Annotated in this window: 14 protein-coding genes; 4 read left to right on the top strand and 10 right to left on the bottom strand. The window is 68.7% G+C overall.

The genetic code is table 11. From position 1 onward, the window contains the following. From N790_RS14655 to N790_RS14665, 3 genes are all read left to right on the top strand, one after another. Positions 1 to 627, top strand: a 627-nt coding sequence (locus tag N790_RS14655; RefSeq protein WP_043805444.1) for an HAD-IC family P-type ATPase, incomplete at its 5' end; no start/stop codon positions are given. Further along, entirely contained in the window at positions 624 to 815 is a 192-nt protein-coding gene (gene ccoS, locus N790_RS14660) for a cbb3-type cytochrome oxidase assembly protein CcoS (protein WP_043805445.1), read from the top strand. The genes N790_RS14655 and ccoS, both read left to right, overlap by 4 nt. After that, positions 815 to 1,528, top strand: a complete 714-nt coding sequence (locus tag N790_RS14665; protein WP_043805446.1) for a sulfite exporter TauE/SafE family protein — start codon at positions 815 to 817, stop codon at positions 1,526 to 1,528. The genes ccoS and N790_RS14665 overlap by 1 nt, the downstream gene beginning before the upstream one ends. Positions 1,529 to 1,623: 95 nt before the next feature. Here N790_RS14665 and N790_RS16210 read toward each other — a convergent pair whose 3' ends face one another. From N790_RS16210 to N790_RS14685, 5 genes are all read right to left on the bottom strand, one after another. Further along, positions 1,624 to 2,403 carry a hypothetical protein gene (locus tag N790_RS16210; RefSeq protein ID WP_156970110.1) on the bottom strand — a complete coding sequence of 260 codons (780 nt, stop codon included), beginning with the start codon at positions 2,401 to 2,403 and terminating at the stop codon, positions 1,624 to 1,626. Between the two features lie 332 nt (positions 2,404 to 2,735). Continuing rightward, positions 2,736 to 3,017 carry a hypothetical protein gene (locus tag N790_RS14670; protein ID WP_043805447.1) on the bottom strand — a complete coding sequence of 94 codons (282 nt, stop codon included), beginning with the start codon at positions 3,015 to 3,017 and terminating at the stop codon, positions 2,736 to 2,738. A gap of 171 nt (positions 3,018 to 3,188) precedes the next feature. Then, entirely contained in the window at positions 3,189 to 4,001 is an 813-nt protein-coding gene (locus N790_RS14675) for a S1 family peptidase (RefSeq protein ID WP_043805448.1), read from the bottom strand. Between the two features lie 12 nt (positions 4,002 to 4,013). After that, entirely contained in the window at positions 4,014 to 4,775 is a 762-nt protein-coding gene (locus N790_RS14680; RefSeq protein ID WP_169742196.1) for a helix-turn-helix domain-containing protein, read from the bottom strand. 2 nt (positions 4,776 to 4,777) lie between these two features. Further along, a complete protein-coding gene (locus N790_RS14685) occupies positions 4,778 to 6,847 on the bottom strand; it encodes a S9 family peptidase (RefSeq protein WP_043805451.1) in 2,070 nt (689 codons plus the stop codon). 111 nt (positions 6,848 to 6,958) lie between these two features. Here N790_RS14685 and N790_RS14690 point away from each other — a divergent pair, with 111 nt between their 5' ends. After that, complete coding sequence (locus N790_RS14690; RefSeq protein ID WP_043805452.1) at positions 6,959 to 8,542, top strand: peptide MFS transporter; 1,584 nt, start codon at positions 6,959 to 6,961, stop codon at positions 8,540 to 8,542. Between the two features lie 72 nt (positions 8,543 to 8,614). Here N790_RS14690 and N790_RS14695 read toward each other — a convergent pair whose 3' ends face one another. The 5 genes from N790_RS14695 to rfbB are packed head-to-tail and all read right to left on the bottom strand — an operon-like array spanning position 8,615 to position 14,031. Next, complete coding sequence (locus tag N790_RS14695) at positions 8,615 to 10,588, bottom strand: alpha/beta hydrolase family protein (protein WP_156970111.1); 1,974 nt, start codon at positions 10,586 to 10,588, stop codon at positions 8,615 to 8,617. 54 nt (positions 10,589 to 10,642) lie between these two features. After that, a complete protein-coding gene (gene rfbD, locus N790_RS14700; RefSeq protein WP_043805453.1) occupies positions 10,643 to 11,539 on the bottom strand; it encodes a dTDP-4-dehydrorhamnose reductase in 897 nt (298 codons plus the stop codon). Further along, the gene (gene rfbC / locus N790_RS14705; RefSeq protein ID WP_043805454.1) at positions 11,536 to 12,093 is read right to left on the bottom strand and encodes a dTDP-4-dehydrorhamnose 3,5-epimerase; all 558 of its coding nucleotides are present in this window, start codon (positions 12,091 to 12,093) and stop codon (positions 11,536 to 11,538) included. Before rfbC ends, rfbD begins: the two co-directional genes overlap by 4 nt. Further along, a complete protein-coding gene (gene rfbA, locus N790_RS14710; protein ID WP_043805456.1) occupies positions 12,090 to 12,974 on the bottom strand; it encodes a glucose-1-phosphate thymidylyltransferase RfbA in 885 nt (294 codons plus the stop codon). The genes rfbC and rfbA overlap by 4 nt, the downstream gene beginning before the upstream one ends. Position 12,975: 1 nt before the next feature. Continuing rightward, complete coding sequence (rfbB, locus tag N790_RS14715) at positions 12,976 to 14,031, bottom strand: dTDP-glucose 4,6-dehydratase (protein WP_043805460.1); 1,056 nt, start codon at positions 14,029 to 14,031, stop codon at positions 12,976 to 12,978. Positions 14,032 to 14,167: the final 136 nt, after the last annotated feature.

Raw genomic sequence — 14,167 nt, forward strand, 5'->3', positions numbered from 1 at the left:
GCCGAGTTCGCCTGCGCCGGCCAGGACGACGGCGCGCTGTGGCTGGGCGACGGCGCCCGCGCCTTCGCCCGCTTCGAAGTGGCCGACCCGCTGCGCCCGGATGCGCGCGAAGCCGTGGCCGCGCTGCGTGAGCTCGGCCTGGCGCCGCGCCTGCTCAGCGGCGACGGCCAGGCCACGGTGGCTTCCGTGGCCGCGGAAGTGGGCATCACCGATTTCCATGCGCGGCAGTCGCCCGAAGACAAACTCGCCGCCGTGCGCGCGCTGCAGGCCGCCGGCCACCGCGTGCTGGCCGTGGGCGACGGCATCAACGACGCGCCGGTGCTGGCCGGCGCCGATGTGTCCGTGGCCATGGCCGCCGGCGCGCCGCTGGCGCATCGTTCGGCAGGGCTGGTGCTGGCCGGCAGCGCGCTGATGCGCCTGCCCGAATCGGTGGCGCTGGCGCGCCGCTGCCGCCGCATCATCCACCAGAACCTGGGCTGGGCCCTGGCCTACAATCTGCTGGCCCTGCCGTTCGCGGCGCTGGGCTGGGTGACGCCGGGGCTGGCCGCGCTGGGCATGGCGGCGTCGTCGCTGGTGGTCACCGCCAACGCGCTGCGCCTGGGGCGCGCGCCACGAGGCAATGAATGAACATCCTGCTGGCCCTGATCCCCATTTCCCTGCTGCTGCTCGGCGCCGCCATCTGGGCCTTCCTGTGGGCCGTGCGCGGCGGCCAGTTCGACGACCTCGACACGCCCGCGCTCGACATGCTGCGCGACGAAGACCGCCCCGCCCCGCCGCGCCCGCCCGCGCCGCCCGCGCGCCCCGACGGCGACTGATGCCGGTCGACCTGCTCACCCTCGGCGCCGCCCTGCTCACCGGCCTGCTCGGCGGCGTGCACTGCGTGGCCATGTGCGGCGGCATCGCCACGGGCCTGGCCGCCACGTCGGCGAAGCAGGGCCTGGGCAATGCCTTCGCGCTCAACGGCGGCCGCGTGCTGGGTTACACGCTGGCCGGCGCGCTGGTGGGTGGCTTCGGGGGCGGCCTGCTGCTGCTCGCGCGCTCCGACGGCCTGGCCACCGCGCTGCGCGTGGCCATGGGCGCGGTGCTGCTGGTGGTGGCCGTGCGCCTGCTGTGGCCGCACCGCCTGGGTTTTCTTTCCCGCGGCGGCGCCGGCCTGTGGAAGTTGCTGCGCCCGCTGCAGGCGAAGCTGCCCGCGGCGGGCCCGCTGCGCCCCTGGGCCACCGGCATGCTCTGGGGCTGGCTGCCCTGCGGCCTGTCCACCACGGTGCTGGCCGCCGCCTGGCTGGAAGCGAGCGCGCTGCACGGCGCGCTCATCATGGCCGCCTTCGGCCTGGGCACGATGGCCACGATGGTGCCGGTGACCTGGAGCGGCGCGCGCCTCGGCGGCCTGCTCGCGAAACGCGCCTGGCGCGTGGGCGCCGCGTCGCTGGTGGCGCTGGCGGGCATCGTCACCATGGCAGGCCCGTGGTTAGCCGGGCAGCCGGCGATCCATGCGGTGCTTGAGGCGATGGGGTGTCGGTCGGTCTAGGGGGGGGCTACCGCCATCGGCAAGAAGCGAGCATCAAGGCGGAGCAGACAGTACCTCCAAACGGGCCACGCAGGCAGCTACTGGAAGCAAATCCCTCAGCCCTCATTCGGAATACTGAATCTTCTGACTTCGTGACCAGTCACAGGGTATAGGGTATTAAGAAGTGCATTTAGTTCTGGCGTTATGCTGGCTGAATCAATGCGAGCATAGTTGGTCTCGTACCTACTCAGCTCGTAATTGAACAGATATGTGAATAGCACAGCGCTCCCGAAGCGTGTGTCAGAAAGTGCTTCGGCTGTAGCAGCCCGTGTATCCGCAAGCTTGCTGAGTCCGCCGTGATAGGCAAGATTTGTGATGTCGATTGCGAGCGCTACTTCAGATCTATTGCTGGCGGACTGCGCTTTCTTATTGATGGCAGATTGGATCTTGTAATCGAGGTCAAGTTTGCCGTTCGCACTAGCCAAGCGAGCGCTCGTGCATTCGATTCCTAGCTTGCTGTCCAGAATAAGGAAGTCCGGCGCTTCTGACTTTCGGAACGAGACACCAGAACGAATCAGACTCGCAGCTATATAGGCTTCGAAGCGTGCCCCAAAGTAAGACGCAGCACTTCCTGCGCGTCGAAATTCTCGTCTGAAATGAAGGAGCAATTCGTTATCCGCTTGCTCAATCTCCTTCAGGTGCTTGGCAAGGTATGAGAGCCGGAGCAGTTCCATCTCGCACTCATCCCTGCACCCGTCATTCCAGAGCGGAATCAGTGAGGCGACTTGCTTGCCGATGTGGGTTCCGTTCGCAGCATGGCCAGGTACAAACCGAATTGTGAGCAGTCGGCTTAGTTCAAGGGTAACGCCTGACAGGCGAATCATGAAATCAATCATTCGGATGATTTCCGATGAGACGTTTAGGCGGACACCAACATCTGGCCAAAAGCATCACCGGTGCTCGGCGCCGGAGCTAGCATGTCATGGTGGTTATGAAGAATCGGCTGAGCGCGGCGATCAACCACTCCGACGAACCCCCTGAAACCAGCCCAAGGTGAGGCCAGGGCCCCAACTCTCACTGCAGTTCGCAAGAGACCATGCCTTCTCGCCTCGGATGTCGGCCCTGCTTCGAAAGCTGACCTAGCGCCTTGGTCGGAACCTTCCAGTAACGAAACCAAAATTGCCAAGCGAAGTCTTACTCCGTGCCCCGGAAATTCCCAGCACCAACGTCAGATTCTTTCGATAACGAGGGTCCAGTGGGTGCGCTGCAATCCCGTGGCCGCGTCCAGGACCATCTGCGGAAGCACCGACACCACCTTCCAGCCCTTCTTGTAGATCTCGGGAATGGTGGTGTCATTGCCGGCCGCCAGGCACTCGAACAGGGTGTCGTTGGACAGTGCCTGCAAATGATCCGACGGAGGCTGGATGGCCTTTGCGATGCACACTTCGCCATCGGCGGCCGAAACCCCCATCGGGGCGGCAAGCAGGACGGCAAGGATCAACTTCTTCATGGGCCTTACTCCTCGGTGGTGACGGCAGGTTGTTGTGCGGGGAGGCACGCTTCGGCTGGCGACCCATCGCTGGGCCCAGCCTGCACCTTACCGAAGGCAACGCAGCCCGGGAGTCACCCCAGCCATCGGCGGAGTCCGAGAATTTTTCTCCGCCCCTGATGGGGCAACCCGCTAGTTCGCGCCACCCGTCGAAATGGCGTCTTCGATCCACCCGGCGTAATTCCCCAACCTCACGCCGTAACTGACTTCGCCGTACGTCCCCGGCCTGACTTCGGTGCCCACCACCTGGCCGCGCTTCCACGCGGCGATGCCGGCCAGCTGCCACTCGCCGTCCACTTTGACGAGCATCGGGCCGCCGCTGTCGCCGCTGCCGGTGCTGGCTTCCAGGCGGTGGGCGTTCGGCGGCGCGTCGAAGCGGTAGGCGATCCAGCGGCCCTCCGACACGGTGACGTGGTTGTAGCCCTGTCGCAGGTCGGTGCGTCTCGGGCCGTGCAAGGTGTGGCCCGTGACGCCGTTACCGGTGGCGCCGCGGCCGATGAGGCGCACTTCCTTGCCCAGGGCATCGCCGCGGAAGACGCGCACCGGCGGAACGTCCGTCACCGGCTCGGCCAGCTGCACCAGCGCGAGGTCGTCGGACGTGGCCATGAATTCGAAGAAGGCTTCCCAGTCGCCCGTCTTGAGCGCGACGTCCACCATGGCCTGCGGCGGCGTCTTGAAACCCGGGTGGATCACCACCTTTCGCACGGCGCGGGGCGTGCCGCCCACCACCACCTCGTCCAGCGCGTGCTGCCAGCTCACCGCATGGGCGGCCGTCACCACCCAGCGTGGGTGGATGAGCACGCCGTGGCCTTCGCCGGGCAGGTCGGCGAGCGCCGGGAAGGCCGACGCGTCCATCCGGTATTCGCGGTCCGGCACGTCGTCGCGGATGACGACGGCACGCGCGTCGAAGGAAAGCAGCAGCGACGCGATGAGAATGCCGCGCATCGCTGCCACGGCCTAGCGCTGCGCCCTGCCCTTCGGCGCCGGCGCCTGGGCCGGCGCATGCACCAGTGCATCCAGCCGCTCGCGGTCGATGATCTTCAGCTGCCGGCCGCGCACGGCGATGATGCCGTCGTCCTGCAGCTTGGTCAGGGTGCGGCTCACGGTTTCGATCACCAGGCCCAGGTAGCTGGCGATGTCCTCGCGGCTCATCGGCAGCGTGAACATCTCGCCCGGCAGGCCCAGCAGCTTGTAGCGCTCGGACAGGCCGTGCAGGAACAGCGCCACGCGCTCGTGCGCCTGCTTGCGGCCCAGCATTTCCAGGTGGCTCTGGTCGCGGTTGATGCCCTGGCCGATGATGCGCAGCAGCTGGTGCTGCAGGCCCGGGATCTGCCGGCAGATGGATTCGAGCTGCGACAGCGGGATCTCGCACACCGTGGCCTGGGTCAGCGCCTCGGCTTCGCAGGCGTGGCGGCCCTGGCCCATGGCGTCCAGGCCCATCAGCTCGCCCGGCAGGTGGAAACCCACCACCTGCTGTTCGCCCTCGGCATCGATGGCCACGGTCTTGAACGCACCCTCGCGCGCCACGTACAGCGAGCCCAGCGGCTGGCCGGCGCGGAACAGCGTGTCGCCGCGCGCCAGCGGCCGGCGCGAGCGCACGATGTCGTCGAGCTGCTGCAGGTCGCTGCTGCCGATGCCCGCGGGCAGGCACAGCACGTGCAGCGAACACTGCGCGCAGCTGTGCCGCAGCCTTTCGAGGTCGAGCACGTCGGCGGCCACGGTCACTCCTGCCCTGCCGTCCAGCGCTTGAGCCAGGCGTTGACGGTCTCGTGCCAGAGCACGCTGTTGTTGGGCTTGAGGATCCAGTGGTTTTCGTCCGGGTAGACCAGCAGCTGGCTTTCGATGCCCTGGCGCTGCGCGGCGCTGAACGCCGCCAGGCCCTGCTCCACCAGCACGCGGTAGTCGAGCTGGCCGTGGATGACCAGCATCGGCGCCTTCCACTTGGCCACGTGGTTGCGCGGGTTGAAGCGCTCGTAGTTCTGCGGCACCTGCACCGGCGTGCCGCCGTTCTCCCACTCGGAGAACCACAACTCTTCGGTGTTGAAGCCCATCATGTGGGTGTCGAACACGCCGGCGTGGTTGACCAGGCACTTGAAGCCGTCCGGCCAGTTGCCGGCGATCCAGGCCACCATGTAGCCGCCGTAGCTGCCGCCCAGCGCGCAGGCGCGGTCGCCGTCGAGGAAGGAGTACTTCTCCTGCGCCGCGGCCCAGCCCTTCTGCAGGTCTTCCAGCGGCTTGCCGCCCCAGTCCTGCGAGATGGAATCGGTGAAGGCCTGGCCGTAGCCGGTGGAGCCGTGGAAGTCGATCATCACCACCGCGAAGCCGGCGCCGGCGTAGGTCTGCGGGTTCCAGCGGTAGTGGAAGTTGTTGCCGAAGCTGCCCTGCGGGCCGCCATGGATCAGGAAGGCCACCGGGTACTGCTTGCCTTCCTCGTAGTTGGCCGGCTTCACGACGTAGCCGTACACGGTTTCGTCGTTCCAGCCCTTGAAGCTGAACTGCTCGTAGTCGCCGAAGGCCAGGCCGGCCAGGCGCTCTTCGTTGTTGCGCGTCACCTGGCGGGCGGCGCTGCCGTCGGCGCGGGCGACGAAGGCCTGGGCCGGCGAGGTGAGGTTCTCGTGCGTGTAGGCCAGGGTGTCTCCGCGCAGGTCGAAGCCGCCGACGGTGCCGCCGGCCACCACCTTGGCCACGTTGCCGCTGGCGATGTCCACCTTGAACAGCGGGTGCGTGCCCACGTCGTAGGCCGTGGTGTAGATGGCCTTGCCGTCGGCGGAGAGCACGATGCCGTCGGCCGAGCGGTCCCAGCCCGGGGCGATCTCGCGCGCCTTGCCGCTGCGCAGGTCCATGGCCATCAGGGCCAAGCGGTCGGCTTCGAAGCCCGGGCGCTTCATGGCGCGGTAGTAGAGCGTCTTGCCGTCGGCGCTGAACACCGGGCCGGCGTCCATGGCCGGATTGGCGGCGGTCAGGTTCTGCGGCGCGCGGCGGGCATTCACCCAGGCGCGGTAGAGGTCGAAGTTGGTGGACCAGGCCTCGGTGCGGCCGGCGATGCGCACGCTGAACACCAGCGACTGGCCGTCCGGCGCCCAGGCGTAATCGTGGGCGTCGCCGAAGGGCTTGGAGGGCACGTCGCCGTCGATGCCGGCGCTCACGCGCACGGGTTCGCCGGCGGCCTTGCCGTCGTCGCCGAAGCGCGCCACGAACAGCTGGTTGCGGCGACCGTCGGCCCAGGTGTCCCAGTGGCGCACGAACAGCTTGTCGTGCAGGCGGCCGGTGGCCTTGCTGGCGGCCTGGGCGTCCAGGCGCTCCTTGGTGCAGGCCAAGGTGCCGCAGTCGGTGAAGACTTCGAAGCTCAGCGCCACCGCGTCGCCCTTGGGCGAGAGCTGGTAGCTGCCCACGTCGACCGGGAAATCGGTGAGCTGCACCGGCTCGGCGGCGCCGACGGCCTGCTTCCACAGCTGCATCGAGCCCGACTTGGCCGACAGGAAGTACACCTCGCGGCCGTCGGCCGAGAAGGCCGGGCTGTTCACGTTCATGCCTTCCGGGGTAAAGCGCACCGGCGGGGCGGCGTCGCGCGCGAACAGGTCTTCGATCCACAGGCCGGTGCTGGCCTTGTCGGCGGCGAAATCGACCTGGCGCACGGCCACCACCAGGCGGCGGCCGTCGGGCGACAGGGTGGGCGAGTTCACGCGCTCGAGCGTGACCAGTTCGCGGGCGTCGAAGGGCTTGGCGGCGTGGGCGGCCGGGGCCAGCAGCACGGGCACCAGCAGGGCGGTCAGCAGGGGTCGCAGGATCATGGACGGAAACCTCGGGGATACCCGCCCATGGTAGGCCCGACGCCCCGGGGGTTAAAAGCCCCGGGACGTGAAGGCTGGCTATACTCGGCCGTCCCTGAACGGAGCGTTCCCGTGAATCCAGCCGCACCCGTCGCCAGCACCGGCGAACTCCTTGGCCACCCCAAGGGCCTGTACGTCTGCTTCCTGACCGAAATGTGGGAGCGTTTCGCCTTCTACGGCATGAAGGCGCTGCTGTTCCTGTACCTGACCCAGCACCACAAGTTCTCCGACGCCAATGGCTACCTGCTGCTGGGTACCTACGCCGGCCTGGCCTACGCCCTGCCCCTGCTGGGCGGCCTGCTGGCCGACCGCTACCTGGGCATGCGCAAGGCGGTGGTGTTCGGCGGCCTGCTGCTGGTGTTCGGCCAGCTGGGCATGGCCTACACCGGCGAGGCGGCCAGCGGCATCCAGGGCCAGGGCGTGGTGGACGGGTTCGCGGTGCAGGTGATGTATTTCGCGCTGGCGCTGATCGGCGTGGGCGTGGGTTTCCTCAAGCCCAACATCTCCACCATCGTCGGCCGCCTGTACGCCGACACCGACCCGCGCCGCGATTCGGCCTTCACCATCTTCTACATGGGCATCAACGTCGGCGCGACGCTGTCGTCGCTGGTGGTGGGCTACGTGGGCATCCAGTACGGCTGGGGCTATGGCTTCGGGCTGGCGGGCGTGATGATGGCCCTGGGCCTGGTGCAGTTCATCGTCGGCCGCAAGCACCTGCTGGGCCAGGCCGAGCCGGCCGACCCGGAGGCGCTGAAGGCGCCGCTGTTCGCCGGCCTGTCGCGCGAGTGGCTCATCTACCTCGGCAGCCTGGTGCTGACCGTGGTGGTCTGGCAGGTGCTGCAGACCCGCATCAACTTCGCCCCGCTCACGGCGCTGGCCGGCGGCCACGAAGTCACGCTTACCGAAGTGGTGGCGCTGGTGTTGGGCCTGGGCCTGGGCGTGTGGTTCATCCGCCTGCTGCTGACCGACCTGAGCCGCGTCGAGAAGGGCCGCATGGTGGTGCTGATGGCGCTGATCGTGATCAGCGCGCTGTTCTGGGGCTTGTACGAGCAGAGCTACGGCCCCTGGGTGGCCATGGCCGAGCGCACCATGGACCTGACCACTTTCGGCATTACCTGGAACGCGGCGCAGACCACCGCCTTCGGCGCGATCTTCGTCATCCTGTTCTCGCTGCCCTTCGCCTGGCTGTGGCCCAAGCTCGACAAGCGCGGCCTCAACCCCAGCTACCCGGCCAAGTTCGGCTGGGGCCTGGTGTTCTGCGGCCTGGCCTTCGGCGTGCTGGCCTTCTCCACCGGCACGGCGGGCGAAAACGGCCTGGTGAGCGTGTGGTGGATGATCCTGGCCTACGCGGTGCTGGTGGCCGGCGAGATGGTGCTCTCGCCCATCGGCCTGTCGGCCGTGACCACGCTGTCGATCAAGCGCGCCGTGGGCCTGATGATGGGCGCCTGGTTCCTGTTCTCGGCCTTCGGCGAAATCATCGCCGGCCGCATGGGCACCTGGGCCGCCATCGAGCCGGAAGCCGACGGCAGCATCAGCACCGCCAAGGCGCTGGCCGTCTACGGCGACGTGTTCACCGACATGATGTGGATCGGCCTGGCCGCGGGCCTGCTGATGTTCGTGCTCACGCCGGTGCTCAAGCGCCTGATGAAGGAATAAGGCTTGCGATCCCGGTAAGAAAAACGGCGCCCCGCGGGGCGCCGTTTTTGTTGGTGCGGCCTGGCGAACCGGTCAGTTCGCGGCGACCCGCTGGCCGGGGCCGATGTGCTTCTCGAAGAAGGCCAGCATCTTCGAGTACAGGTTCACGCGGTTCTCGACGCCGTAGAAGCCGTGCATTTCGCCGGACTGGATGATCATGTCCTCCGGGCGGTTGCCGGCGCGCTCGAGGGCCTCGAACATGGCCTCGGTGTGTTCCGGCGGGCAGCGGCGGTCGCGGGCGCCGGCGGCCAGCATCACCGGCAGCTTGATCTGGTCGGCGTAGGTGATCGGCGACATGGCGTCCTGCTCCCCGCGGGTGGCGCCGAAGGCGCGGTCGAGGTAGCGGCGGCCGTCGGCGCTTTCGCCGGTGTCGCTGAGCTTGTACTGCAGCTGGGCGTCGTACATGCCCACGTAGCCCACCGCGCACTTGTACAGCCCCTGCTCGCGCGCCGGCGCCATCAGGGCCGCGTAGCCGCCGAAGCTGCCGCCGTAGATGCAGATGCGCTCGCCGTCGGCGATGCCTTCGCTGATCGCCCAGCGGGTGGCGTCGATGACGTCGTTCATGATGCCGGTGCGCCACTGGCCGTAGGCCATGTCCTCGAAGGCCTTGCCGAAGCCGCCCGAGCCGCGGAAGTTCACCTGCAGCGTGGCGTAGCCGCGGCTGGCGAAGAGCTGCGTCTCCGGGTTGTAGCCCCAGCTGTCGCGCGGGCCCATCGGGCCGCCGTGCGGGTTCACGATGAGCGGCAGGTTCTTGCCGTCCGAGCCCTTCGGGATGGTGAGGTAGCCGTAGAGCGTCATGCCCTCGCGGTTCTTGAACGAGAACGCGCGCATGGTGGCCGACTGCGCCGGGTCCACCCACTCGCGGCTCTTCATCAGGAAGCGGGCCTTGCCGCTGTCGCGGTCGAACAGGTAGAGCTCGCCGGGGTTCTTGTCGCTGAACACCGTGACGATCACCTTCCTGCCGTCGCGGGTGGCGCTGGAGAAGTTCACCATCTGGCCGGGGAAGGCCGCGGCCAGCGAGGCGTAGAGCTCGGCATCGGGATGCGCTTCGTCCACCAGGTGGACCTTGGGCACGCCGGCGGCCGTGATGACGGCCAGCGCCTTGTCATCGCTGGGCGAAATGACGACACCCTCGACCTCGGAAACCGCGTCCTGGAACAGCTTGCGGAACTCGCCGGTGGCGCGGTCGATGGTGCCGAAGGCCGGCGGTGCCTTGCGGTCGCTCTCGTAGGCGTAGATGGTGCCGTCCTTGGCCGTCCAGCTTACGCCCAGCTGCTTGCCGCTGCTGCCGGCCGCCACCAGGCTCCACTTGCCGTCCTCGCCGAGGCGGTAGAGGTCGCTGTTGGGGTCGTACTTGCCCTGCTCGTCGCGGGCGCGGCCGCAGATGGCGAAACGCGCCTGCTTCTTCTCGTCGATCTGCAGGCTGCAGTTTTCCTTGGGCGCGCGCGCCAGCACCTTGCGGGTGCCGCTGACGGTGTCCACCTGCACCAGCTCGGTGCCGGCGCCGTCGGCCGAACGCGCGTAGTTGGCGATCATCAGCACGTTGCGCGGGTCGTCCTCGAGCGGGTCGAGCAGGCTGAAGAACTCGTTGCCCACGTTCTTGCCGCGCTGGCTGGCGCCGCGGTTGCCGTAGAAGATGATCGGGCGCGGCTGGCTGCCGTCGGCGTTCACCGCGTACCACTCGCCGGTGCCGGCCGGGGCTTCGAAGCTGCCCACCTTGCGGGTGGCCGTGAAGATCAGGCGGTCGTCACCGACCCAGCGGTAGCCCGCCACCGACTTCTCGTCCGGAAGGATGTTCACCTTCATCAGGCTCAGGTCGGACAGGCGCAGCACGGTGAGCACGTCCTGGCCGCCGCGGTCCACGCCGATGGCCAGGTATTCGCCGTTGGGCGAAATGCGGGCGCTGCTGTAGGTGGCGTGGCGCATGAAGTGTTCGACCGGCGGCGGTTCCGCGGCCGAGGCGACGACGCTGGCGGCAAGGCCGAGCGTGGCAAGAGCAAGTTTCATCCGTTTCCCCTGGACTTCCTGGTTTGGAAGCCCCCGACGATATGGGCCGCGCGGCTAGCGCGCAAGCGCGTCCAGGGCTTCGGCCAGGCCGTCCTGCCAGTCACCGATGTGAAGGCCGAAGTCGCGCCGGAACGCGGTGGTGTCGAGCCGCGAATAGGCCGGGCGCCGGGCGCGGGTGGGGAATTCGCCGCTGGTGATGGGCTCGAGCACCGGCGCCGCGGGCAGCAGGCCACGCGCCACCGCCTGGCGGAAGATTTCGGCGGCGAAACCGTGCCAGCTGCACTCGCCCTCGGCCGCCAGGTGCCAGGTGCCGCTGAGGCCGGGCGCCGCCCGCAGGGCCGCGGCCACGCCACCGGCGATGCGGGCGGCACTGGTGGGCGTGCCGCGCTGGTCGTCCACCACCCGCAGGTGGCCGCGTTCGCGCGCCAGCCGCAGCATGGTGAGCAGGAAGTTGTGGCCGCGCGGGCCGTACACCCAGCACAGGCGGAAGATCTTGTGCGCCGCGCCGCTGGCGCGCACGGCCTGTTCGCCGGCGAGCTTGCTGGCGCCGTACACGCCCAGCGGGCCGGTCGGGTCGTCCTCGCGCCAGGGGCGGGTTTGACTGCCGTCGAAGACGTAGTCGGTGGAGAAGTGCACCAGGCCGATGCCGGCGTCCGCGCAGGCCCTCGCCAGGGCCGCGGGGGCCTCGGCGTTCACCCGGAAGGCCAGCGCCGGCTCGTCCTCGGCGCGGTCCACGGCGGTATAGGCCCCGGCGTTCACCACCAGGCCGGGCGCGAGGCGCGACACCAGCGCCGGCAGCGTGCCGGGCTCGGAAAGGTCCGCCGTTTCGCAGGCCGTGCCGTCGGGCAGTTGGCCGCTGCGCGTGGTGGCCACCACCTCGCCCAGCGGCGCCAGCGCGCTGCGCAGCTCGTGGCCCACCTGGCCGTTCGCGCCGAGCAGCAGGATTTTCATGCGGCGTAGACGGGCAGCCGCTCGGCCGGGATGTCGGCCAGGAAGGGCGCGTTGGCGTCCTTGGCCGACAGCGAGGGCGCGCCCACGGGCCAGTCGATGGCCAGGTCGGCGTCGTCCCAACGCAGCGCGGCGTCGGCCTGCGGGTCGTAGGTGGCCGTGCACAGGTAGTTGAAGGTGGCGTGTTCGCTCAGCACCACGAAGCCGTGCGCGAAACCTTCCGGGATCCAGAACTGGCGCTTGTTTTCGGCGCTGATGACCACCGCGGTCCAGCGGCCGAAGGTGGGCGAGCCGCGGCGGATGTCCACCGCCACGTCCCAGACCTCGCCCTCGAGCACCGACACGAACTTGCCCTGGGGCTTGGGCCACTGATAGTGCAAGCCGCGCAGCACGCCGCGCGAGGAGCGCGAGACATTGCCCTGCACGAACCGCGGCTGCAGGCCGATGGCGGCGAGCTTGTCGTGGTTGAACGATTCGTAGAAGTATCCGCGCTCGTCGCCGAAAACCCGTGGCTCGAACACCAGGCAGCCCGGCAGGCCGGTTTCCACCACCTTCACGGCACGATGCCCCGCGACATCAGCGACAGCAGGTACTGGCCGTAGCCGTTCTTGGCAAGCGGCTCGGCCAGGGCGCGCAGCTGCGCGTCGCTGATCCAGCGGTTCTGCCAGGCGATCTCTTCCGGGCAGCACACCCGCAGGCCCTGGCGCGCCTCGATGGTCTCGATGAAGTTCGAGGCCTCCAGCAGCGACTGGTGCGTGCCGGTGTCGAGCCAGGCATAGCCGCGGCCCAGCTGCTCCAGGTGCAGCGCGTCTTCCTGCAGGTAGCAGCGGTTGAGGTCGGTGATCTCCAGCTCGCCGCGCGCCGAGGGCATGAGCGAAGCCGCGAACTCCGGCGCCCGGCCGTCGTAGAAATACAGGCCCGTGACCGCGTAGTTCGACTTCGGCTTGGCCGGCTTCTCTTCCAGCCCCACCACCTTGCCGGCGGCGTCGAACTCGGCCACGCCGTAGCGCTCCGGGTCGGACACCCAGTAGCCGAACACGGTGGCGCCGTGCTCGCGCTGGTTCGCGCGCTGCAGGCGCTCGGTCAGGCCGGTGCCGTGGAAGATGTTGTCGCCCAGCACCAGGCAGCTCGGGTGCCCCGCCAGGAAGTCCTTGCCGATCAGGAAGGCCTGCGCCAGGCCGTCCGGGCTGGGCTGCACGGCGTATTCAATCTGCATGCCCCACTGGCGGCCGTCGCCCAGCAGGCGCTGGAACAGTGCCTGCTCGTGCGGGGTGTTGATGATCAGCACTTCGCGGATGCCCGCCAGCATCAGCACGCTGAGCGGGTAGTAGATCATCGGCTTGTCGTACACCGGCAGCAGCTGTTTGCTGATCGACTGCGTGATCGGGTACAGCCGGGTGCCGGAACCGCCGGCGAGGATGATGCCCTTGCGTGCCATCTCAGGCCTCCTGGCCAATGCGTTCGAGCCGGTAGCTGCCGTCGAGCACCCGCTTCACCCAGGCCTCGTGGGCCAGGTACCAGTCCACCGTGGCGGCCATGCCCTGCTCGAAACTGACCGTCGGCCGCCAGCCCAGCTCGTTTTGCAGCTTGCTGGCGTCGATGGCATAGCGGCGGTCGTGGCCGGGGCGGTCCTTCACGAAGGTGATCTGCGACTCGCGCGGCAGGCCGTCGGCGCGCGGGCGGCGGGCGTCGAGCAGGGCGCAAAGGGTCTTCACCACTTCGATGTTCTGGCGCTCGGCGTCGCCGCCGACGTTGTAGGTCTCGCCCACCCGGCCGGCTTCGAGCACGCGCCGGATGGCGGCGCAATGGTCCTTCACGTACAGCCAGTCGCGCACGTTGCGGCCGTCGCCGTACACCGGCAGCGGTTCGCCCGCGAGCGCCTTGAGGATGACCAGCGGGATGAGCTTTTCGGGGAACTGGAACGGCCCGTAGTTGTTCGAGCAGTTCGTGGTCAGCACCGGCAGGCCGTAGGTGTGGTGGTAGGCCCGCACCAGGTGGTCGGACGCGGCCTTCGAGGCCGAGTACGGCGAATTCGGCGCGTAGGGCGTTTCCTCGGTGAACTTGCCCTCGTCGCCCAGCGAGCCGTACACCTCGTCGGTGGACACGTGCAGGAAGCGGAACGCCGCCTGCCCGGCCGCGTCCAGGCCCTTGAAATGGGCGCGCGCGGCCTCGAGCAGCTGGAAGGTGCCCACCACGTTGGTCTGCACGAAGGCCGCGGGGCCGTCGATGCTGCGGTCCACGTGGCTTTCGGCCGCGAAGTTCACGATGGCCTGCGGGCGGTGTTCGGCCAGCAGGCGGGCCACCAGGGCGTGGTCGCCGATGTCGCCGTGCACGAAGACGTGGTTGGGGTTGCCCTCGAGCGCCGACAGCGTGTCGCGGTTGCCCGCGTAGGTCAGTGCGTCGAGGTTCACCACCCGGACGCCCGAAGCCACCGCGTCGAGCACGAAATTGCCGCCGATGAAGCCGGCGCCGCCGGTGACAAGCCAGGTTTGCATCATTGCTCCCGGGCGCCCGGGCGGGCGCCGCCGTGGTTCAGGGGTTCAGGGCGCGCGGGCCTCAGAACGGGATGTCGTCGTCCGGGAACGGGTCGTCGTTGCGCGACGGGGGCGCCGAACCGCCGCCGGAGCGGCC

The sequence above is a fragment of the Arenimonas malthae CC-JY-1 genome (assembly GCF_000747075.1).
Lineage (GTDB): Bacteria > Pseudomonadota > Gammaproteobacteria > Xanthomonadales > Xanthomonadaceae > Arenimonas > Arenimonas malthae.